This window comes from Paenibacillus sp. J22R232, from assembly GCF_056269165.1.
Genome location: NZ_JBWDNK010000001.1, coordinates 848,052 through 872,161 on the forward strand (window position 1 = coordinate 848,052; position 24,110 = coordinate 872,161).

Genomic DNA, 24,110 nt, shown 5'->3' on the forward strand with positions numbered 1-24,110 from the left:
GAGAGTAGTTTGTGTTCAGCATTACAAAATTTCGACATATCCTTCTGTTCCATGCACGCGAATTCGTTGGCCATCTTTAATCAGCTTGGTAGCATTTTCTACCCCCACGACTGCCGGCAAGCCATATTCACGCGCGATTACCGCTCCGTGAGTCATCAGTCCCCCAACCTCGGTGACTAGCCCTTTAATGGATACGAACAAAGGCGTCCAGCCAGGGTCGGTAAAAGCGGTGACTAATATATCCCCATCTTCTAGATTCGCATTTTCCATACTTAAGATGACGCGTGCCTTTCCCTCAATGATTCCGGAAGAAACAGGCAAGCCCGCAATTGCGGCGGCTGGGAGATTTTCTCGTTTATACTTTCCCGAAATGATTTCGCCGTCAGACGTCATAACACGCGGTGGAGTTAGTTTTTCATATAATTTGTACTCGTTTTTTCGTTTGTTGACGATCTGGTAATCCAATTTTTTTGTGCGCTCAACACTGCGAAACTCTTCAAAAGTAAGGTAGTAGACATCTTCTTTTTCTTCAATAACGCCTGCATATGCAAGCTGTTCGGCCTCTTTCAACAAAGCCTGCTTATATACGAAGTAGCGTTTAATCATGCCGTATTTTGGATATTCACGATAACCGATGAAATTCCGGATCAAGTCTATCATTCGTTTTGTTTCTTCGGCTTTTTGTTCGCCATCCGGTAATTGCTTCAAACGATTTATTAACTCATGTTCTTTTTCTATAGCCTCCTGTCTCCCTTGTTCGAATTTCCGTTTGCCGGCATGGGGCTCGAAATTATTGATGTTACCTAGGATTATCGGGACAAGCGTCAGCGGCTTTTCGCTCCACCGGGCTTTGGTTACATCGATTTCACCGGCACACCGCATGCCATATTTGTTGAGATAAGCATAGATGGCGTCTTGGGCATCCTTCCCGCCAGGATGATGAACCAGTCCATCCAAAAAGCTATCCTCTTTTGCATGTTGCAAATAATCAATTACTTCTGGATAAGGACGGATCGCGTCAGCGACATCCAAAAGTGCCAGTCCCATTTCCGAAGTAATATTGTTGGGGACCGATTGAGAAAGCGTGTCCGCTGCGTTTGTTTCGCCTAACCAATCGTTCATTTTTTCATTGATCCAAGATGAAGCATCCATAGCGGCCATAATGACCTCTAGACTTTGTGGGTTAAATAAGATGTTTTTTAATTGCTGGAAATCTTCTGAAATAAAATCAAATAAATCTGATCCTGATTTCGTTTGGATATCTCGTTTTAACGCTTCTAATGATGTTTGACTACTCTTAATCAAATCAGTAACGATAGTCGGATTTTTTTCGAATGGCGTTTGCAAATCCGAAGACGTTTTATCTTGCTTGTATGTAATAGAATTCGGTACTTTATTGTCACCTGGCGATGATTTTATAAAACCTTCTCGCTCTACGATAGTCAAAAGCGCATCTTTGATGAGTGGTTCGGATTTTCCCAAGGCATCAATTACCATATTTCGAATGGCAGGCACAGCTAGATTTTGCGTGATATCAACAAACAACCTTCCGCCGGCTGTTCGCATAGGTGCCCGAGTCGTTAATAGGTAAAATGACAGTCCCAATTCTTTCATGGCATCTGTCATCATTTGTTGATGGCCAACGGAAACATAAACGTGGTTTTCTTGGTCATTCGCTTCAGGAATGGGGAATAAAGTCGTAATTGGCCGACTCTGGACAATATAAAACATATCATCGGCTAAACACCATTCGATGTCTTGCGGAAAACCAAAATAAGCTTCGATCTGTCTTCCGATACGTGCCAGTCGTACAATTTGTTGCCCGGTAAGAGTTTGGGTCTGTTGTTGATCAGGCTCGATCTGCTTGGTCTCCGTTCCTCCTTCCTTTAATCCGTAGACAGCCAACTTTTTGGTTGCTATTCTCTTACTGACGATTTCCCCTTCATGTACGGTATAACAATCGGCAGATACCAAGCCAGAAACCAGCGCTTCACCAAGTCCAAAGCCGGCATCGATGGAGAGCAGCTTTCGGTTTGAGGTAATTGGATCAGCGGTAAATAATATCCCTGAAGCATGCGGGAAAACCATCCTTTGAACGATAACGGATAAATAAACTTGACTGTGGTCAAATCCTTGTTGCATTCGGTAAATGACCGCGCGATCCGTAAATAAAGAAGCCCAACATTTGCTGATATGCTGGAAGATTGCTTCTTTTCCGATAATATTTAAATAGGAATCTTGTTGACCGGCAAAGGAGGCATATGGCAAATCTTCGGCAGTCGCGCTGGAACGCACTGCATATGCATGTTCGTCACCAAACTTAGCGAGATAGAGAGTTACAGCATGTACGACATCGGAAGAAATTTCTGCTTCCATTATGATTTGGCGTATCTGACGGCTGATCTCTGCAATTTGATCACGATCTGCTGGCGTTAACAGCGTGAGTTGTTTCAACAACGCATGATACGTTTCATTTTGTTCGATAGCTTTTTGATAGCCAGCTGTTGTTACGCAAAATCCTTCTGGTACGTGTATGCCTTCCATTTTTGATAATACACCTAAATTAAATCCTTTCCCGCCTACGAGCTGAAACTGCGTTTCATCCATTTCCTGAAAACCGAGAACCAAAGAACGCATTCAAAATCGCCCCTAATCATAAATTGATAAAAGCATTTGACAAGAATTTTAAGGTGTGTTAAAATATGAATATATGCTGCGTTAATTTTATCTATTTAAAAATTGAAGTCGTGATTTGAGTATATCATCGTGACTGTTTATATGCAAATGGAATGAACCTGAGTAAGCACTCAGGTTCTTTTTTTGATTTCCGCGATTATCAGACAACGGAATTACCATCTTTCGAACGAAAACGATCTCGGTATATCTCCCAAGCGCCTGATCAACGAGCGTTTCCCGATAAATTGTTAATCGTTTATGCCGGGGGAATGCTTTGAGGATTATTAAACACGTTGGTTGGATCATATTTAGCTTTTACTCTGCGCAATCTAGGAAAGTTCTTGCCATAATAGACGGGCCCAGAACTTTTAATGCCTTGGTCAGGTACGTTGATATAAGAGCCAACGATATAACGCTGCAGCTTCTTCCTGGTATTCCTAGCTAACGCGATATTTCTAGCCGCATGAGACGGCTTAACCCATGAGCTGTTCCACTCCACATAAAATTGCGCTTTCCGCCAGTAGAATGCGGTTGCTCTAGGTGCGATCCGACTTATGGCACCGCCCCAGTTAAGGAAGAAAAATCCCGCTGGAGTCCCTTCCTCTGCTTTTTCTAGAAAATGGCGCATGACTTTATAAGCTTTATCCGGGAATGGACGCCTGCCAAAACCGCTGGAAAATTGGTTGCTGAACTTTTGGGTAAGAATGGGATCGGGAGCCAATAAAAACTGAGTAGCTTTCAAGTAAGGCAGTAGCCGGACGGTTTTTTGAGTAGGCGTCCCCACGCTGAGAATAGGCTCCAATTGACGCAAGGCTTCTGTTTTAGATCCGAGATAAAGGCCAATCATGCTGACATTGCCGCCTTTTTTGGGACCGACGCTTAGTTCGCTGCCCAGCTTGGTGCTGGCGTTTGGAGCCCATAGCTGCCATTTCCTCACGACCTTTTCGAACTGCTCCCATGGCCAGACAATGCTGAATACGGTAGCTTTGGCCGGAGCTCGCAGTACTTTGAATTTATATTTGGTGTATACGCCAAAGTTGCCGCCGCCTCCGCCGCGGGAAGCCCACAGGAGATCGGAATTGCGTTTTTTGCTTGCACGGATTACTCTTCCCTTCGCGTCTACCATTTCTAGCCCGATTAGATTATCGCTGATGAGACCGGTCGTCCTTTGGAGCGGACCAATTCCCCCGCCAAGCGTAATACCGCCGATTCCAACCGATGGACTGTCACCGAATGGAGCGATAAATCCTTGCCTTGCTAACTGATCTACGACTCTTCCTACCCGATTTCCTGATTCAACCACAACCGTCCTGCATTTTTTATTTAACCTGATTTTCTTCATCTCGCTGACGTCAATGACTATGCCTCCGTTGACCTGGGAAAGGTTGGTCTCCAATGCATGTCTTCCGCTTCTTGCCCGAATGGGTATATTGTACTTGCGAGCCCATCTTATGGCGTTTGCAACATCAATCGTTCTTTGAGCAAACACAAAAACTTTAGGAAATCTGTCCGTATGCGGATCCCAATTTTTCCGAGCTGCCTCATAGCCCGGATTTCCCTTAAATATTACTCGCCCGGTAAGCTTCGTTATTGCATTCACATTCTCAACTCCCTATGCTTAATCGAAAGTACATCTGTGAAATATATTAGTTAGGCAGCTACCTTCTATCGTATGAAAGGCGTAAGCGGCAGGTATGGGCGACTGATAATAAAGTATTTAAAGAGCCGCAATCACATGATTGCGGCTCTCATTAGTTATTTCTTTTCCATTTGGTTTTTAGATTGCGATGGATGGCATGTTGTGAGCCAAACCTAAAAACAGAGGCCAGCCAGCACGTCGTAGATGACGTTCAAGCGTGCCTCTTTTTTTGAATACACGTTAATGGTTTGTTAGGTAAACTATCCGACGATATATGACCCTTCCGGGCTTGGTCTGCGAGCGGGCTCAGGGCCTGCAACGCCTAGAACCCAAGCCGCATACCAGCGGCCAAGCCCTTTAAGCAACAGGGGAAGCAGCAGCACGAGAATGACGCCTACCCCTCCGGAGATCCAAGAACGCTGTGCGGCCGTCAAGCTCCAGTCGAAGAGTTGGTCCAGCCCCCATTCGTTCGAAAACAAATTGAAATCGAACAACCGCATGCTTACCTCGTAAGCAACCGGTGAGAGCAGCACCGCGAAAGCCGTTGCGGGAAGCACGATGGCGACAGTGAACGCCGCGATGCAAATCGGAAGCTGCATTATCCCGAACAGGATACCGCGGTATGACCTCCCATCCATCAAAACCGATTTCAGCCAGGAGCGCCATTCCTTCTGTTCTCCGGCAGCCAAAGCCGGCGGAGCGGAATCGGCAGGATGCTTCTGTCCTTGCAGCCATACCGCTGCTTGGTTTGATTCTCCGACCATGATCGTCTTGCATAGGGTCAGCGTCGCGGCCAGCAGTGGCACGCCAACGAGAAATACCGACAGCGGAAGGCTTACGGATAATCCGACTACGATGACGACGAATGCCGCTATTCCTTTGGGAAGCGACAGGACGAGCATTTTCCACGCCTGCAAGGCGCTTTGTTTCTTCATGATTCCAACCACGCTTTCTCTTATTGTTGCTCTCATTGTAGCCCTTCCTGCTGCTATTCATCATCCTACCGGCGAATGGAGTCAGGATCGGACCTTAGTCCAGGTCCATGTCGAGGTACGAATATCCCGAAGCATGAATATGGTGTTTGTATATCTGGATCGAACGTCTACAACCCCGATTAAAAAAACTTATCAAAAGGTGATCAATATGGAACAAACACGAACCAATCATTAAAATAAAAAACAATCCATAAACAATAACGCCATTCGAGGTCCGTTTCAATTGCATGTACCGGAAGAGGAGCTTACCGAGCTGCGCAGTCGCATAAACGCGGCTAGATGGCCTGAAAAGGAAACGGTCTCAGATATATCGCAAGGGGTACAGCTCGCTACGATTCAAGCACTTGCGCGTTATTGGGCGACGGATTACGATTGGCGCAAGTTTGAAGCGAAGTTTAATGCCTTGCCGCAGTTCATCACCAATATAGATGGTCTGGACATTCATTTTATGCACATTCGGTCGAAACATAAAGATGCCCTGCCGCTCATCATCACGCATGGTTGGCCCGGCTCTATCGTCGAGATGATGAAGATCATTGATCCGCTTACCAATCCCACCGCACACGGTGCGAAGGCATCGGACGCTTTCCATCTGGTGATTCCGTCTTTGCCCGGGTACGGGTTTTCAGGTAAGCCGGCAACGACAGGCTGGGGCCCCGTACGCATCGCAAGTGCCTGGATCGAGCTGATGAAACGGTTAGGATATACGAAGTATGCGGCGCAGGGCGGCGACTGGGGGGCAATGGTTACGGATTTGATGGCTGTACAGGCGCCTCCGGGACTGATCGGCATTCATTCCAACATGCCTGGAACTGTTCCTCCTTATATTGATAAGGCGCTTCAAGCTGGCAATCCGCTGCCCTCTGGTCTCTCAGCCGAAGAATGGCTAGCGTGCATGCAGCTGCATTTCGTGTATAATCACATTGGCTACGCGGAAATGATGGGGACGCGCCCGCAGACGTTGACCGGTCTTGTAGATTCGCCCGTTGGCTTGGCAGCCTTCATGCTTGACCATGATGCGTGCAGTTTGGAGCTAATCGCGCAGGCCTTTGCCGGAAACCCCGGAGGACTTTCACGGGACGATGTGCTCGACAATATCACGCTTTACTGGTTGACCAAGACGGCAATTTCTTCGGCACGTCTCTACTGGGAAAACAAGTTTTCCTTTTTCGATGTTAAAGGTGTATCCACCCTGCCGGTTGCCGTGAGCGTTTTTCCTTATGAGCTCTATCAAGCGCCGAAGAGTTGGGCTGAGCAGGCATATCCCAACCTAATCTACTACAACATGCTTGACAAAGGCGGACACTTCGCGGCTTGGGAACAGCCACAGCTTTTTTCAGAAGAACTCCGCGCGGCATTCAGGATTCTTCGCTAATTGGGATCGTTTATATAGGCGCTTACCTATAAACACCACTCGCTACATCGGTCAGTATCCGATTGTCCATAGACGTTGAACGCGAGGGTATACCACTCGGATTTTTCAAATATTGGTCGATTCCGCGCTTTCGCCATCCCCATATCCGAAAATAAAAAATGCAGCCCCGATGTTAATAGGAGCTGCATGGCTTTCTTCAAACTTAGCGTATAAAACTGATTAGAATTGCGGCAGCACCCATTAATACTATAATTGTGTAGAAAAAGTAGCCAAAAATCCTTAGAGGAAGCGGCAATGTATGTAAACTAACTCTTTTTATGGGTCCGCCACCTTCTATATTTTGAATAATACGAAGGTTATGATCAAAGTCATTGCCGTTACGGAATGTTGTTCTCTTCTCTGGCTGAGTTTCGTGAATGTGGTTACCCGTCATTCAAACTCCCCTCTCCATAAGCTACATATTTTCAATATGGAACATTTTACCACGATTGAGATGTTTATGAAACCATTCAATCAACTTATGACAGCTTCCCGAAACTAAACAAAAAGACTGCCGATTATGCCGGCAGCCCAAATGAGTAAAAGCGGGTATCAACGCGATGATGATCTTCCTTTTATGCGAAGGAGTTACGCATAACATGTATGACGAATGCGGATGACAGGACTAAGACAAGTATTGTCCCGTGATCGACCGTTCAGCATGAACAATCTGCGGAGGCGTGCCCTCGAAGACAACCTGTCCGCCCTTGCTGCCTCCATCCGGTCCAATATCGATGATCCAATCCGCATGGCTGATCACATCCAAATTGTGCTCAATGACGATCACCGTATTGCCCGTATCGACAAGACGGTTCATAATTTCCAGCAGGTGACCGATATCCGACATATGTAGGCCGGTAGTGGGCTCGTCCATCACGTAGATGCTGCCCTTCTTATGAAGCTCGCTCGCCAACTTGATTCGTTGGCATTCTCCGCCCGAGAGCGTGCTGAGCGGCTGGCCAAGCGTTATGTAATTCAGACCGACGTCGCTCATTGCTTGGAGCTTGCGTACAACTTCTTTTAGCTGGAAAAATTCCAATGCCTGCTCGACCGTCATCTCCAGTACTTCTGCGATGGACTTGCCGTTCAGCTTATATGCGAGTACTTCTTCCTTGAACCTTTTTCCGCCGCATACCTCGCAAGGCAGCTTCACGCTATCGAGGAATGCTAGGTCTGTATACACGACCCCAAGTCCTTGGCAATTCTCGCAAGCTCCCTTGGAGTTGAAGCTAAACAAGCCTTGATTCACCTTGTTCGCAGAAGCAAACGCCTTGCGCACATCATCCATAATGCCCGTGTAGGTCGCGGGATTGGAGCGTGTTGACACGCCAACCGACGACTGGTCGATGACGATCGCATCCGGATGGTTGCTGAGGAAGATGTCGTTAATTAACGTACTCTTGCCCGAGCCGGCGACACCGGTTACGACATTGAGCACTCCGGTCGGAATATCTACGCTCACGTTCTGTAGATTGTGCAGCGTAGCATTTTTAATGGATAGCTTGCCTGACGGCTGCCTGCTTTCATGCTTAAGCTTGAGCGGCCGCTTCATATGGGTTCCCGTCAGCGTACCTGATTCGAGCAGTCCTTCGTAGCTTCCCTCGTACATGATCGTACCGCCGCGGCTGCCGGCATGAGGCCCTACGTCGACGATATGGTCGGCAATCTTGATGACGTCGGGATCATGCTCGACGACAATTACGGTATTGCCTTTGTCGCGCAGCTTCTGAAGCAATTCATTCAAACGATGAACATCTCGGGGGTGCAAGCCGACGCTAGGCTCATCGAAGATATAAGTGACGTCTACTAGACTGCCGCTCAAGTGCTTCACCATCTTGACGCGCTGCGACTCGCCGCCGGACAATGTATCCGTCTCACGATCCAGCGTCAAATAGTCAAGTCCGATATCCACCAGATGCTGAAGCCGATCCGTTAGCGTTTTGATGACCGGTGCGGCGAAAGGATCGTCAATTTCCCGAATGACGCGAATAAGCTGTCCAACCTCCATGGAGGATAGTTCGGCAATGTTGTGTTCATTAATTCTGCAGCTAAGTGCGGCCTGGCTGAGTCTCGCACCGCGGCAGCTGGAGCAAGGGCCTTCGGAAATGTACGGCGCAACAGTCTTTTGCGTGCGCTCTGATTTCGTCTTGACATCCTGCTTGATGTATTTGTTGGTGAACTTCTCTATGACGCCTTCCACTGTAATATTCATTGCCTTACCGGCGAAATCCATCTTCACCTTTCTTGCCTGGGCATATAGCAGCTGCTCCAGTTCCTCATCGGAAAAATCGCTCAGCTTCTTATCGAGATCAAAGTCCCCCGACTGCATGATCATGTTCCATTCCCAGCCGTTCACGGAATAGTCCGGCAGCATAAGTGCTCCTTCATTCAATGACTTTGACATGTCAATCGCCTTGCTCATGTTGACGCCAAGTTTGCGACCGATCCCGTTGCACTCCGTACACATGCCTTGCGGATCGTTGAACGAGAACATATTCACGGGTCCAATATTGGGCTGACCCACCCTTGAGAAAAGAAGACGGAGAATAGGCGAAATATCGGTGATGGTTCCCATTGTGGAATGGGAACCGCCGCCTAGTCGTTTTTGATCCACAATAACAGCCATGCTCAGGTTCTCTAGCGCATCTGCATCCGGCTGCGGGACACGCGGCAGAAAGTTACGGACGAACATGCTGAAGTTTTCGTTAAGGAGACGCTGGGATTCTGCAGCGATAGTGTCGAAAACGATCGATGATTTGCCGGATCCGGATACCCCGGTGAAAATCGTGATTTTTCGCTTGGGAATGCGCAAGGATACGTTCTTGAGATTGTTTTCTCTAGCACCTGAAATAACAATATACTCTTGATTGTATTCGTTCATAGGTAACATCCTTCCGATCGTTTTATTTGCTTTTAAGTCAGATTGTCATAAGCAGACATAAACCGGCTGCAAAATGATTGCAGCCGGTCTATATTTTTTTGGGCCATGCTAGGTCTAACTATCAATTCAGCTAACTTAATTAATGGATGGACTTATGTTACACCGAATACGGTTATTGTGCCAACACTTTCTCAAGCTCGCCGCACCAATTACTCCAACCATACTTAGCACCTTCGTACCCTTGGGCATTCGTTATTCCGGTTTGCTCGAGATGAAGGTTTACCACTCCTTCGCCTAAATCCTGCAGCGTCCAGGTAACCGTGTGCTTCTCCTCACCGACGGCCCAAGTATAGGACAATCGATCTGGCGCATCAACGACAAGAACTTCTCCGTCAATAATGCCGTCCCAGTATTCGGATGGCTTATTGCGGAACTGGAAACGATGGCCTACGATTGGCTCAAAATCATTTTCCAATACCCATTTGGCAAGGGTTTCTGAATTGGTCAAGGCTGACCATAACCTCTCGATTGTTGTCTTGTATTGAAAATCCAAAGTTAGTGATAAACTCATTTTTCTTCCTCCTCTAATAGTTGGTTCAAGCGCTTCATATTCATGCTCCAGAATTTACTGTAGAAAGCCACCCAGTCATTAATCTCTTTGAGCGGAGCCGCGTTAAGCCTAAATCTCGTTTCCCTGCCGATTTTTCTGTCAAGCACCAGTCCAGCCTCTTTAAGAATGGTCAAATGCTTGGATACAGCAGTTCGGCCCATTTGAAACTGTGCCGTTAACTCATGAAGCGGCAGCTCATCTGCCTCTGCTAACAGACTGATAAGTCGGCGCCTAGTTGGATCTGCAATCGCGTCAAAGACATCTCGCAACTGGTTGTTATCGCTCACAACACCCTCTCCTAAGCATTATTACCAAGGGACAGCCGATAATGTTACAACCTGCATAAAGAATACGGCTCTTTGGATGCAACGCCCACAAGGCGATAATTTCCAATTAGACACCATTTAGTGACATCTTGCTTTTTTATTATAGGACACCGAATGGTGTCGTGTCAACGCCATATTAGAATAGCAGCTTTAATCCCGACAGGAGCCTTCCCGACAGGGAAGTTTGCAAAGCAACTCATCTTGCTGCTATGGACTCGTTAATGAAACAGCCATTAAAAGAAGTAAAAACCCAACTCGGCTTGAGTTGGGTTTCTTCTGGAGTATTTGTTATAGTCGATGCTGTACCGTAGTGAAACCATCACTGGATATATACCATTTGTTGAGTCTACCCCATTGAAATATCTTTGAAAATGGCAGTTGCTGCTTTTTCCCCGTTATGTGAGGTAACGGCTAGGCCGACAAATAATGATTCGCTAAACGGTAATGCGATCGAGCTATATGGTATCCAACGTATTCCGTCCGAACTGTACCAAGATTGGAACTCATTGCTGTTTCGTTGCAGCCGCAACCACGTATTAGGGTAATTGACTGGGAAAGCTGCCGGCTCCGACGTAAAATCTTCCGGATAAATGGCTGCACTGTCGGCTTGGTTCGTCTTGCGATATTGAAACTCGTATCCACCATTGTTCTTGTTCCGCGGGCTATTATCGGGGAACACAACCAAATAAGCATGTGCGCTATCAGGCTCCAAGGACTCTCTGGCCATGATCCCCGCTTTCGTATACAGATCGGCCTCTTCCAAAGCTTCTACACGGACTTTGATATCAAAATCACCATTGCAGATCTGATGGGAGAAATGGCATTGATCAGATAAGCCCCATACATCTTCGCCACCTGCCTGCACTTCGTATCCGTTAGATAACCGATTTGTGCTGCCCTTAATCGCAGGACCTCCTACGTCATACCCTACAAATTCAACTTGATTCATCTGAAGCCCCTCCGATTCGTTTCCATTTGACGGTTCATCTTTATTCAATGCTTTGTTCGGATAATGTCTCGAAATACTGCATAACAACCTCACGGAATGCAATCGCTGCCTTAGAAATATAACGGCTCTTATGCCATATCATAGCAATTTCCCGTACTAATTCATGATTGTCAACCTGGAGATATGTAATCGAATCTCTTGAATATCTTGCCGTGCTAGGTATGAACGCGATGCCAAGTTCTGCTTCCACAAGATTGATCAATCTTGCAGGCTCATCGCCCTCGTACACATATTGTGGTGCAAATCCAAGCGTATTGCAAATCAAGTCCACAAGATCACGAGTACCGTAGCCTTTTTTTACGCCGACAAACCATTCGTCCTTTAGCTCTGTTAAGGAGACGCTGTTTCTTTCTGCCAACCGGTGTCCCTTTGGAACAGCTACAAGTATCGGGTCGATGAAGACGGTTTGACATTCAATGTCTTCACCATGGAAGGGAGGCGATGACAAGCAGAAGTCTACTTCTCCTCTATGCAGCAGCGTAACCATTTCCTGCGTGGTCAGCATTTGGACATGGTATTGGATGTATGGCCACTTTTTCCGAAACTCCCGTAGGATATTCGGCAGCGTGCTTGCCGTGGTCACCGCTAATTCAAGCGTTCCCTGCTCGGGACTGGATAAGTCGCTAAGCTCCTGCTTACCCTGCTCCAATTCAAACAAAGCCCTCTCTGCTCGGCGAAGGAATGTGCTTCCGCATGCATTCAACCGTAGATTCCGCCCAATTCGATCGAATAAGGGAACTCCCAAATCCTCCTCCAAGCGTTGAATCGTTTTACTTAACGAGGATTGTGTAACGTGCAGGCTTTTCGCAGCTTCGGTTACATGCTCAAGTCGTGCTACCGCGAGAAAATATTTCAGTTGAAGAAGTTCCATGCTGCATCCTCCATCCATTCCCTTCAGTCAATGGAATCATAACATAAAATGCGTTGGAATCAATAAATAATTTCAAGTACGATAAGATAAATAGACATTAGGGGGAACAAGCATGAATGCTCGCAGCAGGTGGCTGTTAATTTCCGTAGGGCTAGGGGTATTATTGAATCCGTTAAATTCATCGATGATTGCTGTTGCTATTGCAAGACTGCAGAAGGTGTACCAACTGGACTTTACGGTCGTTTCGTGGATTATCTTTTCTTTCTATATTGCGAGCGCCGTCGCTCAGCCCGTTATGGGGAAAGCCAGTGATTTATTCGGACGCAAAAAGATTTTTCTATCTGGATTAGTTGTGGCTTTTGCCGCTTCGCTGTTAGCCCCGTTGTCACCAAACTTTGGGTTTCTTATCGTATTCCGCGTTGTGCAATCCATTGGTACAAGCATGATGGTCTCAGTTGGAATGGCTATCGTCCGCATTCATATCACGGAAAAGCAAGCGTCAGCGTTGTCCGTTTTGTCCATATTCCTATCCGGAGCGGCGGCAATTGGTCCTTTTATTGGCGGAGTATTGATTCATTGGTGGGACTGGCAAGCTATCTTTCTCGTCAATGTCCCATTCGCAGCGATAAGCTTCCTACTGGGCTGGCGGAATATTCCGAAGGATGAATCGTCCCCAGTGACGCCATCCAGCATGACCATACGCAAGTGGCTAGCATGGTTGGATGCACAAGGGATTTTGCTCTTTACCGTTGGTTTGGTCGCGCTTCTAGTTGGATTGCTGTCAGCAAAATCATCGGGGCATGTCTCGTTTATGCCTATCATAATCGGATTAATAGGAATCCTTTCATTGACGGCTTTCGTTCGCCATGAGTTGAAAGCTGAGACACCTTTTATTCCGATACGAGCATTCGCTAAGTATCCTGCGATGACTTGGATCAATGTCGAATTTATACTCGTTAACATCCTTTATTACTCGCTCTTTTTTGGTCTTCCTTCTTATCTGCAAACGGTGCGGCATGTTAGTGAAATCGATACGGGATTTCTCATGCTAAGCTTAGGCTTGTGCTCATTGATTGTTTCTCCAATAGCTGGTCGATGGATTGATAAAGCAGGAACAAGGCCAGCATTGTTAGTATCCGGAGTACTCATGACGCTTGGTTCATTATGGCTAGTGACATTGAATGAAACTTCACCGGTTATGAGTGTGTGTTTGGCGTTAGCTGCATTCGGCATTAGCAATGGATTGAACAGCGTCGGCATGCAAGCAGCCTTGTTCAGAAGCTCGCCAAAACAGATAATCGGTGTAGCGTCTGGCGTATTCATGACATCGAGATATGTCGGAACGATTCTCTCCTCCTTGCTTCTAAGCATCGTCATGGGAGATGAGTTCAACGCCGGTGGATTTAAATTAATGGGAGTTATTCTCTCCGTCATCGCATTCATCTTGGTATTTTTGAGCTGGAGACGCAAAGAGCCAATGAATCAATCCGAGGAATCGTAGCATCGAACCTGTCATTCTGCATGGCAAATCCAACCGGAAAAAATGCCAGCCGTGAAAAACCGGGTTATTTTATTAAAGCCAGCCTCTGATAACAGCTGTTCGATTTGACGCTCAGGAAGGAAAGAAAGTGCCGACAAGCTTTTTATTATCATCTCATCTACCTGAGACCTATCGCGTCCGCCATCTAACCAAAAGCTTTTCCATACGTTTAATTGGTGCGGAAGCTCCGCGCTGTCTCGGTCACCGCATGCACTGACAAGGACGAATGGAGCTCCCTGCTTCAGATTGTTTTTAATACTTCTGAGCAGCTTCAGCTTTTCTTGCACGTCTTGAATAAAATGAAGCACTAAGATACAGCTCGCAGCATCAAACTTCGAGTCTGTGGGCGGCAGGCGGTCAATCAACCCATGGATAAACGTGACACGGCTCATTAAGCTTAGTTGAACGGCTTTGTACTCCGCTATTTTAAGCATGTCTTCGGAAGGATCGACCCCGGTGAACATCCAATCCGGGTTTGAGGGTCCCCATGCGGTTAACTCATTGCCACCGCCTGCGCCGATTACAAGCAAGGATGCCTTCTTTTCACCCAAATGTGCTCGATAATAGGATTGAATCATATTGAACAGCGCATCATACGATGGAATTGAGATGCGTGCGTTTTTGTCGTAAGCAAATTCCTTTTTTGAATCGTAAGCCATTTCTTCTGTCATGGTTAGCCTCCTAGTGTACGTTAAAATCTATTTCGCGAGTCATTATTCGACAACATGCACGATATTTTAATATTAGTGATATTACGGATTCTCAATGTCTATAATTATTCAAAAAAAGAACGGAGTCTTACTCCGTTTTAAATCGCTTCGCCAAATCGGCTATTTTTGTATGCAACAGATGCTGCTCCATCTTTCGCTCGGCTTCGATGACCACTTGCTGAATCAGGCATTCGCTTCCGTGGTCCAGGCTGCATTCAAACAAAGATGCAGTACCTTCGATCGCATGGATGATATCGAGAAAGGAGATTTCATCCTGACTTCGCCTAATCCGGTATCCACCATTTGCACCGGGCGCGGATTGTATTAATCCAGCTTTGACTAGCTTCGTCATCATTTTAGATAGGTAGGTCTGCGAAACGCCGAGCTTCTCGGCGAGTATTTGAACGCCAACAGGCTTATCAGTCGGCGCTGCTGTCAGATAGAGCATGACATGAAGCGCATAGTCGGTCGCCTGGGAATATTTCATGGTGCACCTCCATTAACGACTTTAAGAGTCTATAATAACGCCGATCTTATTGTAAAGCAAGAAATTGTTTCATACAGTAGCTTGTCGATGCCGAAATCAGATAAATGAAGCGCTATAAGATACAAACAACTCATTTATAAAGCGGAGCGATACGTTCAATTCGATTCGTCCAGATAACGCCCGAGAAATCCGAAGGTAGGCGCCTGATGTCATCTTGCGTATCGAATCCGCTGGAAAAATCGCTTCCATCTCCTCCAACTACGATTACGCGGTTGTCCGCTTTGTCCATCCGATTCAAAAACTTATCGGGCCATCCCCATAATAACGGGCCGATTTTCTCGGGGACATGAAGTTGGCTGTTATTGCAGGCTTTAGGAACATAGCCGGTCCATCCCACGGCCATATACGGAAGCAAACAGCTTTTCATCGTAGCTTTTGACATGACCCGCGTGTCAGGCAGTTTATTTTTTAATTCGGCGATCGGTTCGTCTCCGCCATATACGGCTAACAAGCTTCTGCGCTGCTCAGTCAACCCAGACAAATATTGCGCAAGGAGCTTCCCTTCTTCCGGATCGTTGCTTTTGATATCGATCAGCAGCTGTTGATCCGGGAATCGCTCGAGCACCTCAGTCAAAGAAGGCATAAGCCCAATTCCTTTGCCGCGGAATGGGAAGGTTTTCCCTCCGTCGGCGCTATATCCATATCCGATATCCAACTTTTTAAGCTCGTCCATCGTATAGTCACGCGTAACGCCTGCCGTGTTCGTCCTGCATTCGAGCGTCCAATCGTGAAACACGGCGAACTGGTTGTCCTTCGTGATGTGGACATCGAATTCGACGATGTCGGCGCCTGATTGGAAAGCGGCATCAATTGACGCGATCGTATTTTCTAGATAGGCATGTTCGGGCACATTTATGCGCTCGGCCGTACAGGTATCGTTCTAAATGCCTTCCATCGAGAAGGTTTGCGCAAGCCCGCGATGCGCAAGCAGGCTTGGATCTCCATCGCGACTGCTTCCGAACCAGCTGTTGTTATTGACGTATATAAAAACAATCAGCAACGCAAGCGCTACGAACCATTTGCTCCTCAGCAGCTTTCTCAACCTATTCATTGTCTATCCCCTTCATTTTCACTGCGTTTTACAACAGCTTCACGAGTCTATCAATTGAGTATATCAAATTGGTAAATGTTTTGCGTTATCCTCAGGCTATTTATAATACATATGAAAAAAAGCAGAGAGCATAAGCACTCTCTGCACGGTTAACCAGTTATTCCGCATACCGATCTATTATTTAAGAAGCTTATAGAGTCTTGAACCTACCGCATAGAACAGATTTCCATTTGCATCGATCGTCATAAGAGTAACATTGCCATTCACGATCCGGGTATATACATCGAGGTCGTTCGGATCAAATGCCGTAAGGTAGCGACCGATCGTCGTGTATAATTTTCCATCATGAAAGTACAAATAAAAACCTCGCCATAGCCCGCCGTTTGGTTCGTCTTTATAGACTATGACACTATCCTGAATATTCCGATTAACGGGATTCATTTTAAATAGGGCAAAGCCCGTTCCCCCGCCAGTCAATTCTCCCCAAGCTCCTCCCCACAGATTTCCGGATGAATCGAATGACAGATGTCCAATCATTTTGAGCTTATCCATACCCGTAATAGCAGGAGTGAACGTCTCGCCGATTCTGGTATGCGTAACGGGATTCCATTTGAATAGCTGCGCTTCGGCTGATGCGAGAGGCGTTGTGCCCAATCCGCCAGCTACAGAGGTTCCTCCATACAGAACTTGCTCAGAGCTGTTGTAAGCTAGCGCGATTACACTCTGGTCCTGCACGACATTGCGGGTAGTTAGCCAGCCCGTTCCGTCATAGGTGCTTAAGGCACCGCCAAACTTACCGTAGATAGGGATAGTCCCGACAAACAGCTTATTGATCCCGGATGCAAATACGTAAGGACGGTCCTGCTCCAATCCGATCTGATTGATGAGCGCCGGCGTATTTCCGTAAGCGTGCTGATAAATTTTGGCGCCGGAATACACGCCAAGGTAAGCATTGCTCCCCATAAAGCCGATTTCCTCGATTTGATGCGGTCCCGCGTCCTGCAGAGCATATTGTTGATTGGCGTCGTCATACACGCTCATGCCGCCTAAGTAACCTCCAAGATAAAGCTTCCCGTCACTCGCACGCGCTAGGCTCTGTATTTGAAGAGCGCTTATGCTCACATCGAGTGCGATATCATCCTGTAGGCTGGCATCGGACTGAGGCGTGTCGTTCTTAGGGTCAAACAGCACATAATCGGTGCTCTCAAACAAGATGGCGAGCTTATAACGGCCATTATCGTTCACCCATTCCATTACACGGGTATCCGTATTGGAATCCGGCAGCGTAATTCCAGGCACAGCTTCTGGCGTGGATGCGTGATTCGCAGAATTATAGGCATAAAGCTTGTTATCCGATTTGCTTCGGTAATACAGCATCGCACTGGATGCGTCGGGAATTCGGCTGGAGATTATGCCGTCAAATGCTTTTGAATCCGATGAAGCAATCCTTTTCACCGCCGATCCGGTTGCATCGTCCAGAACGACTAGAGAATTCGTATGTGCAATGTATAAATAGCCGTTTCTATAAAAAATATTTTGAGTAAATCCGTCCGTGCCAGAAAAGCTTGAAATCGGTATTGCGCTTGTAGCTTGAGTCGTTACATTTGTTTTGCTTACATATTTATCAGGTCCGGTCCCCGCATAGAGATAATTGTTCCCTACCCCTAATCCGCGGACATAATTTTGGCAAGGGATGACCGGGTCCGCGCATGAATTTATGTTATTCAAGGTCACAAATACCCCTGTGTCCACGTCGTAGGAGAATACCTCGCCCCTGTCCGTATCATTAGCCCCTGATGTCGCTCCGTATATTTTACGGCCATTGGATTCCAAATCCCATACGAAGTGATTGATGCTTGAAAACTGTCCAACGGATGAGACAGCACCTGCCGTAACGTCGTATTTGTATAACTTTCGATTGTTTGCGACCGTGCTTGCAAAATATACGTTATTGTCCCCGCCAACCGTTATCCCCCATACAACATCCGTTCCAGGGACCAGCTCTGAATCGAGCAATTGGCCGTTAATGGCATTAAACGCATAAAAAGTTGCGGGCGAGCCATTCGTAGCGAAGTAGAGCTTGTTGTTTTGAATGGCAGCGCCTTTCGTCAGTTTGCCTAGGGTCGCCTCACCAAGATCAATCGGAGATTTTTTTGAATGCGATACCTCAAGACCTTGGAAGTAGAGGGAAACATCATCATAATATGCCTCGCTTTTACCTTGCATGGACGAATACAGCAGCACTCTTGCGCGGATTGCTCCATTAGGCGCCGTTCCTTGCACCGTTATTGGCGACCAGCTGTTGTTCGCATTGGTTACGGCTTGAGAGAAGCCGCTCCCTGCGATTTCATTATTCCCCGCCGAGTCGCTGTAAAATTTGATATAAACGATTTGGCTGCCGGATACGAGCTTCACGTTCACCTTTGCCTCGTAAGCTAAATTTTCCTGCACGTAATAGGGGCTGCTGTTTATCCCAATACTGCCTGACGGCTGCGTGTCATTATCATCCCAGATCCGCAAAACCTTTGATCCGCCTGACGTATTGACGGTAATGGAGGTAACCGTATTGACCGGCTGCGTGTTTTGATAATGGCTCCAGCCTGCCGGAAGCGTCGTGCCAAGCGCTGCTTCTTCAAAGCCAGGATTCAGTAAAAAATTGTAATCGGCTAATCGATAAAACTGTGCGTCATCTACATGCGCCGTCAATTTAGCAGAGGTCGAGGCATAGACGAATAAGGTTGCTTTGGCAGCATCGAGCGGTGCTGTTCCCTTTACTTTGATGTCCAACCATGTATTCAAAGCAGAAGCAGCGGGTATGGAATAAACGGCTTGCTTCTCTAATGGAACGCCAGACGAATTGAACCAGCGAATCCAAAGCGCGGGAGCACCTTCAAAGCTTGTTATATTCAGTTTGATCGACGCTTCGTAGGTTTCTCCAGCGACGATTGCGATTTTATCGCTTTCTGCTCCAAGCGTTTGATGCTCTCCAACCGCTGTTTTAACGAATTTCAAGCTTTTGTATCCACCGAATGCTTTGACGGATGACAGGGATAGGCCTGTGGTTGCCGTTGATGGCCAATACTGCCAATTCGGTATTGCGCCATTGGCTTGCTCCGTTTCAAAGCCGGAATTCGGAACTGAAATTTTCTGCAGGGAATCCCCCGCATGGGCATGCGGCGCATGCATGAGCAAGATACAGATTAATGTAAGCAGGCCAGACAAAAAACCGATTCGGAAATGAGTGCTTCCTAACATGGCTTCATCATCCTTTTTCGACCTATTTTTTCAAACCGTACCGAGCAGGATTACGCAATCGTTATTTCGTCAGTCATTGCAGCTTGAAGGATATGACTGGATTAGCGGCTACATCGACTTGACGCTGTTGATTCGACCCTGAGGATTGGACGGCGATGACATAGGATGCAGGCAATAGCTCCTTGATCGCTTCTCCTTCGACAGTCGTGCCGAATGTCTTCCAACCGCCTGCGTAATAGCTGACTAATCCTCCGGTCACTGGCGCATCCTGAGCGTCCGTCAATACAACCTTAACGCTGCGGGTCTGAAAGACAAGATCGGCATGCAAAGCCGTGTTTTGAACGATCTCTTCTTGACCGCCTTCATAGGCCATGCTGAACGTATAAGATCCGGGAAGCAGCTGCTTGCTTGCCTCTCCGCCAACTGTCGTTCCGAACGCCTTCCAGCCGCCGGCATAATAAGAAACGGTACCGCTGTCCTGCGGCTGCCCAGAGCTGCTTTGCAGCAGCGCTTTAACATTGACGGTCCGGAAAATAACGTCGGGATTGCTTTCGGTATTTTGCGTCATTTGATGAATGGTTCCTTCATAGGTCATGCTGAACGCATAGGAGCCAGGAAGCAACTGCTTGGAGGCGGTGCCTCCCCCGGCCGTTCCGAACGACTTCCAGCCATCCGCATAATAGGAGACGTTTCCGCCGTCCAGCGGCTGACCGGTGCTATCCTGCAGCCTTACATTCACGATAACGGTTTTGAAAACGACGATTGCATTGGCTTCCGTGTTTTGTTTCAACTGCTTTCGCGTTCCTTCATACGCAACGGCAAAGTCATAATTTTTTAACGGTATTGCTTTTGTCGCCTGTCCGCTCCCATTCGTTGTTCCGAAGGTTTTCCAGCCATTGTCATAATAAGAAACTTCACCTCCGCTAAGGGGATTTCCATTGCTGTCCTTCAGCTGGACGGTCACTTCCGGCTCCGTCTGCGCAGCGACAACGGTTACGGTAACGGAATTCGATCGAACCTTTTTCCCTCCCAAGGTAATGTCCGCATAAATGGTTGCCGTACCTGCCTTGACGGCTTGAACCTGACCATCCTGCACAATGGCTACGGAAGGATCACTGCTTGCATATTCAATTTGGCTGCCTGCTAATATGGCTGGCTTTCCGTTAACGAGTGCCCCAGAGCTTTGGATTTCCTCCTGTTCCCCTTCCGCCAAGCTAGCGTTGCTCAATGCGATCGACGCCGAAGCAATCGGGACCGGGAGTTTATACAAAGTAGCTCCCGAGGTGTAATAAAGACTTCCATCCGAGCCAATATCCAATAAATTCGTTTGATTATCAACAAGCTTGCGCGATTTTAATGTGACAGGATCGATCACGGTTACATAGCGGGCTATGGTCGTATATAGTAAACCGTCTTGGCCCCAACGCAGGTAAAACGATCGCCACGTGTTGCCGCCGCTTGCGTTCTCGTATAGCAGCCTGCTTTTTTCAATGTGATTAGTCGTGGGATTCATCGCATAAATCGCGAATATGCTTTGGCCTTGAGCATCTATCCCGCCAGCTGCCCCCCATAATAGGCCATCCGGTCCAAAAGAGAGTCCTCCGAGCAATTTAGGTGTGGGCAAACCTGGTATGTTTGGTACGAATTCCTCAAGCTTGGTTCCTGCTTCAACATCCCATTTGAAAAGCTTAGCCGTAGGCGCAGAGGCTTGGACGCCAAGTCCGCCGTCGACTGAAGTACCGCCATATAAAATTCCTTGCTTATAAGCAAGAGCAATTATGCTTTGGTCTTGCACGACATTACGGTGTGAGGTCCACTCGTTGCGTTCCTCGTCAAATATGGCCAAACTGCCTCCAAGGTTTCCGTAAATCGGAACGGTGCCGACAAACAGCTTATTTTCGCCCGATGTGAACGCATATGGCCGGTCTTGCGCATCCGGAATCGTATAAACGAGCTTCGGGTTATCCGTGGGCAAGCTGCCATAGTGATAGATCTGCGTTGGATCATAGCTGTATATACGCGCGCCGCTGTATGCGCCGAAGTAAGCTTTTCCATTCAAGAAACCGATCTCCTCGACCTGATGCGGGGAGTGCGGTGAGGATGCTTGCACCGAATACGTCTGTGCTTCTTCATTGAAGATGCTTAATCCGTCAATAAAGCCTCCGAGATATAATTGGCCATCCTGTCCCATGGCCAAGCTTTGGATATTCACGCCGGTTTTTGCCATTGCGATCTGATCGATCAGGATAGAATGATCCTGCGGGTTATACTGCGAGAATTTCCCGTCTTCATACAGCGTAGCAAGCACCTGATCGCCGTTTGGCATCTCAATCCAATTCATGGCTCTGCTAGTCGTTTCGGCTAGCTTAATTTCGGGCACGACAGGATCGGCTGTTTTCGTTGCTGTATTATATGTCCATAAGGTATTGGAATTTTTATTGCGGTAATAAAGAAGATTGGCGTTATAAGGTGAAGGCGGCGAGAGCAAACCATCGAACGCTTTCGGGTCCGTATAAGCAAATTCGAATTGAAGCTCGAAGGTATCCTCATCCAAAATAGCTAGTGATGTACCATGTACAACGTAGAGCAGGCCGTTGTATGACCAAATGTTGCTGACAAAGCCCTCTTGCCCTGCGAATGAAAGCGGAATCTCAAGCTTTTCCCCAGTGCTGCGGTCAATCCGGATCAAATGCTTACTCGCACCTATGCCCGCGTACAGATACTGGTCGGTTACGCCGCTCCCGCGTACGTATTGCTGTCCTTCATAAATGTTGCCTAAATCGGCAAACTGGTTCGTTTGCGTATTGTAAGTAAATATTTCGGCATTGGGATAAACGGAGCCATAGATTAATCCGTCGCTGCTTGCATCCAAATCCCATACGAAGTTTTCTGATGGGTTATCTCCAATGACCGTTATGGCTTTGGCAACGGGGTCGTATTTCCAAAACAAGCGATTGCTTGTTGCCGCGAAGTATACATTATGGTCTGCTCCAACCGTAATCGCCCATGTTTCCGTCGTACCGGGTACCGATTGCGAAAAGTTAATGTCTCCGGTAACCGCATCCACTGCATAGAACGTTCCTGGCGACCCATTCGCAACGAAGTAGAATTCGCCGTTCCCGATTGCTCCGCCTAATGTCAGCGCTGCTAGCGTAGCTTTGCCTAAATCGACAGGCGCGCCGTATGGATGCGGCAGATGGAGCTCCTCGTTTATTTTGCGGGTTAAGGACACATCATCGAAATATGCTTTTCCGACCGCTCCGGAGCCGGAGTACAATAAAATTTTGACGGTTTGAGCCAGAGGTGGCGCGTAAGCTTCTACTTTTATCGTTTTCCATGTATGAAGAGGACTCGCAAACGGCGTATAGGATTGCCCGATTTCCGTGCCAGCAGCATCATAATATTTGAGATACATGATGACATTCCCGCCGGAAACGAGCTTCACGCTTGCTTTTGCTTCATATAAGCCATCTTCTTGCACCTGAATAGGCTGCGTGTTAAGACCAGCGGGCAGCGTCGTACTGACATCCTCCAGCAGCATGCTGGATAGACCGCTGTTTTGCTCTAATTTGGTGATCGATACGGCATTGGCAGGTGTACCTGAGAACAATGTCCAGCCCGGTATTGTCGTTCCGGAAACGGGGCTTTCAAAGCCCGGATTGTTGACGCCAATCTGATCTGCCACGCGGTAGAACTGAGCTTCGTCCGCATAGCCTTTAAAAATGACGCCAGTCGAGGCATATACGAATATCGTGGCGAAAGCCGCATCGGAAGGCGCGATGCCTTTCGCTTGAATGTCCAGCCACTTGTTTAGAGGCGGCGACGACAACGCATAGGTTGCTTGTTTGTTTAACGGCTGCCCGTTTGACCCGTACCAGCGAATCCACAATGAGGGATCTCCCGTGTGATTTTCGACATACAGCTTAATGGCCGCCTCGTATGTCTTGCCTGGTATGACGGGGATTTTGATGCTCTCTGCTCCCAGCGGCGCGCCAGCTGCCGGTTTCTCCAGCATTAAGCTTCGATTGCCGGCATATTTCGCCGTATCCGATAACGACATGCCTTCTTTAATGCCGCTTGAGTAATAATTCCAGCCTGGAATTTTACCTGAAACCAAGTTCTGCTCGAATCCCGGGTTGGTGACCTCGAACGACTCTGCTGCTTCGGAAGCCCTTACATTTGCGGGCAATAAAAGAGCAATGCACAAGCAGGCCAACATGACAGACATCCAATTAGGAAAAAGCGTCTTCCCTACCCTATTCATCATCATTTTTAACATCCTCCTGATATCGTTTTAATGGGATCATTGGGATTTCCATATCCATAAGCTGCGCTGATATCGACGCTTCTGTTTGGCAAGCATCACCTCCTATTTGAGATCCGCTTTTACGTTGACGACTCTACGGACGGCCTCATTTGCACATGCAGAATAGTTAGAATCGATACGCTGAACTCTGGTTCACATTTGGTTCATATATGGATCGTATTGCCATCGTAAACGGTTAATCAAACACTGTCAAACTATTTTTGAACGAGAAAATGAAAAGGTTCGGCATCGGTTTTTGAATAATTTTACGAATACAATG

Annotated in this window: 15 protein-coding genes and 1 pseudogene; 2 read left to right on the plus strand and 14 right to left on the minus strand. The window is 47.4% G+C overall.

The window, feature by feature from the left end:
* Positions 1–21: 21 nt before the first annotated feature.
* The 3 genes from ppsA to AC0YN3_RS04020 form a co-directional block, all read right to left on the minus strand.
* On the minus strand, positions 22–2,637 hold the full coding sequence (ppsA, locus tag AC0YN3_RS04010; protein ID WP_475773801.1) for a phosphoenolpyruvate synthase: 2,616 nt from the start codon (positions 2,635–2,637) through the stop codon (positions 22–24).
* Positions 2,638–2,932: 295 nt separating this feature from the next.
* Entirely contained in the window at positions 2,933–4,276 is a 1,344-nt protein-coding gene (locus tag AC0YN3_RS04015) for an FAD-binding oxidoreductase (RefSeq protein ID WP_475773802.1), read from the minus strand.
* 299 nt (positions 4,277–4,575) lie between these two features.
* Entirely contained in the window at positions 4,576–5,286 is a 711-nt protein-coding gene (locus tag AC0YN3_RS04020) for a sensor domain-containing protein (protein WP_475773803.1), read from the minus strand.
* 247 nt (positions 5,287–5,533) lie between these two features.
* On the opposite strand from AC0YN3_RS04020, the gene AC0YN3_RS04025 reads away from it, so the two are divergent.
* Positions 5,534–6,685 (plus strand): epoxide hydrolase family protein, encoded by a 1,152-nt coding sequence (locus AC0YN3_RS04025; RefSeq protein ID WP_475773804.1) that lies wholly within the window; start codon positions 5,534–5,536, stop codon positions 6,683–6,685.
* Positions 6,686–6,887: 202 nt separating this feature from the next.
* Here the strand turns inward: AC0YN3_RS04025 and AC0YN3_RS04030 are convergent, their stop codons facing one another.
* The 6 genes from AC0YN3_RS04030 to AC0YN3_RS04055 all read right to left on the minus strand — a co-directional run bounded on the left by AC0YN3_RS04030 (position 6,888) and on the right by AC0YN3_RS04055 (position 12,421).
* The gene (locus tag AC0YN3_RS04030) at positions 6,888–7,118 is read right to left on the minus strand and encodes a hypothetical protein (RefSeq protein ID WP_475773805.1); all 231 of its coding nucleotides are present in this window, start codon (positions 7,116–7,118) and stop codon (positions 6,888–6,890) included.
* A gap of 231 nt (positions 7,119–7,349) precedes the next feature.
* Positions 7,350–9,605 carry an ATP-binding cassette domain-containing protein gene (locus AC0YN3_RS04035; protein ID WP_475773806.1) on the minus strand — a complete coding sequence of 752 codons (2,256 nt, stop codon included), beginning with the start codon at positions 9,603–9,605 and terminating at the stop codon, positions 7,350–7,352.
* A 172-nt stretch (positions 9,606–9,777) separates the two neighbouring features.
* On the minus strand, positions 9,778–10,176 hold the full coding sequence (locus AC0YN3_RS04040) for an SRPBCC family protein (protein WP_475773807.1): 399 nt from the start codon (positions 10,174–10,176) through the stop codon (positions 9,778–9,780).
* On the minus strand, positions 10,173–10,502 hold the full coding sequence (locus AC0YN3_RS04045; RefSeq protein WP_475773808.1) for an ArsR/SmtB family transcription factor: 330 nt from the start codon (positions 10,500–10,502) through the stop codon (positions 10,173–10,175). Before AC0YN3_RS04045 ends, AC0YN3_RS04040 begins: the two co-directional genes overlap by 4 nt.
* Before the next feature lie 385 nt (positions 10,503–10,887).
* Positions 10,888–11,490 (minus strand): hypothetical protein, encoded by a 603-nt coding sequence (locus tag AC0YN3_RS04050; protein ID WP_475773809.1) that lies wholly within the window; start codon positions 11,488–11,490, stop codon positions 10,888–10,890.
* A gap of 40 nt (positions 11,491–11,530) precedes the next feature.
* The gene (locus tag AC0YN3_RS04055; RefSeq protein ID WP_475773810.1) at positions 11,531–12,421 is read right to left on the minus strand and encodes a LysR family transcriptional regulator; all 891 of its coding nucleotides are present in this window, start codon (positions 12,419–12,421) and stop codon (positions 11,531–11,533) included.
* Between the two features lie 112 nt (positions 12,422–12,533).
* Between AC0YN3_RS04055 and AC0YN3_RS04060 the strand changes: the two genes are divergently transcribed.
* Entirely contained in the window at positions 12,534–13,922 is a 1,389-nt protein-coding gene (locus AC0YN3_RS04060; RefSeq protein ID WP_475773811.1) for an MFS transporter, read from the plus strand.
* 11 nt (positions 13,923–13,933) lie between these two features.
* Here AC0YN3_RS04060 and AC0YN3_RS04065 read toward each other — a convergent pair whose 3' ends face one another.
* The 5 genes and pseudogenes from AC0YN3_RS04065 to AC0YN3_RS04085 form a co-directional block, all read right to left on the minus strand.
* On the minus strand, positions 13,934–14,632 hold the full coding sequence (locus AC0YN3_RS04065) for a class I SAM-dependent methyltransferase (RefSeq protein ID WP_475773812.1): 699 nt from the start codon (positions 14,630–14,632) through the stop codon (positions 13,934–13,936).
* A gap of 127 nt (positions 14,633–14,759) precedes the next feature.
* Complete coding sequence (locus tag AC0YN3_RS04070) at positions 14,760–15,158, minus strand: RrF2 family transcriptional regulator (RefSeq protein ID WP_475773813.1); 399 nt, start codon at positions 15,156–15,158, stop codon at positions 14,760–14,762.
* Positions 15,159–15,288: 130 nt separating this feature from the next.
* Positions 15,289–16,269, minus strand: a pseudogene (locus AC0YN3_RS04075) (glycerophosphodiester phosphodiesterase family protein).
* 177 nt (positions 16,270–16,446) lie between these two features.
* The gene (locus AC0YN3_RS04080) at positions 16,447–19,524 is read right to left on the minus strand and encodes a ligand-binding sensor domain-containing protein (RefSeq protein ID WP_475773814.1); all 3,078 of its coding nucleotides are present in this window, start codon (positions 19,522–19,524) and stop codon (positions 16,447–16,449) included.
* 73 nt (positions 19,525–19,597) lie between these two features.
* A complete protein-coding gene (locus AC0YN3_RS04085; RefSeq protein ID WP_475773815.1) occupies positions 19,598–23,794 on the minus strand; it encodes a hypothetical protein in 4,197 nt (1,398 codons plus the stop codon).
* Positions 23,795–24,110: the final 316 nt, after the last annotated feature.

What these genes read in the sequence shown, in the direction of transcription:
- AC0YN3_RS04040 (WP_475773807.1), bottom strand. Translation starts at nt 10,176, where the DNA reads ATGAGTTTATCACTAACTTTGGATTTTCAATACAAGACAACAATCGAG.
- AC0YN3_RS04055 (WP_475773810.1), bottom strand. Translation starts at nt 12,421, where the DNA reads ATGGAACTTCTTCAACTGAAATATTTTCTCGCGGTAGCACGACTTGAG.
- AC0YN3_RS04060 (WP_475773811.1), top strand. Translation starts at nt 12,534, where the DNA reads ATGAATGCTCGCAGCAGGTGGCTGTTAATTTCCGTAGGGCTAGGGGTA.
- ppsA (WP_475773801.1), bottom strand. Translation starts at nt 2,637, where the DNA reads ATGCGTTCTTTGGTTCTCGGTTTTCAGGAAATGGATGAAACGCAGTTT.
- AC0YN3_RS04050 (WP_475773809.1), bottom strand. Translation starts at nt 11,490, where the DNA reads ATGAATCAAGTTGAATTTGTAGGGTATGACGTAGGAGGTCCTGCGATT.
- AC0YN3_RS04020 (WP_475773803.1), bottom strand. Translation starts at nt 5,286, where the DNA reads ATGAGAGCAACAATAAGAGAAAGCGTGGTTGGAATCATGAAGAAACAA.
- AC0YN3_RS04085 (WP_475773815.1), bottom strand. Translation starts at nt 23,794, where the DNA reads ATGATGATGAATAGGGTAGGGAAGACGCTTTTTCCTAATTGGATGTCT.
- AC0YN3_RS04030 (WP_475773805.1), bottom strand. Translation starts at nt 7,118, where the DNA reads ATGACGGGTAACCACATTCACGAAACTCAGCCAGAGAAGAGAACAACA.
- AC0YN3_RS04035 (WP_475773806.1), bottom strand. Translation starts at nt 9,605, where the DNA reads ATGAACGAATACAATCAAGAGTATATTGTTATTTCAGGTGCTAGAGAA.
- AC0YN3_RS04070 (WP_475773813.1), bottom strand. Translation starts at nt 15,158, where the DNA reads ATGAAATATTCCCAGGCGACCGACTATGCGCTTCATGTCATGCTCTAT.
- AC0YN3_RS04065 (WP_475773812.1), bottom strand. Translation starts at nt 14,632, where the DNA reads ATGACAGAAGAAATGGCTTACGATTCAAAAAAGGAATTTGCTTACGAC.
- AC0YN3_RS04080 (WP_475773814.1), bottom strand. Translation starts at nt 19,524, where the DNA reads ATGTTAGGAAGCACTCATTTCCGAATCGGTTTTTTGTCTGGCCTGCTT.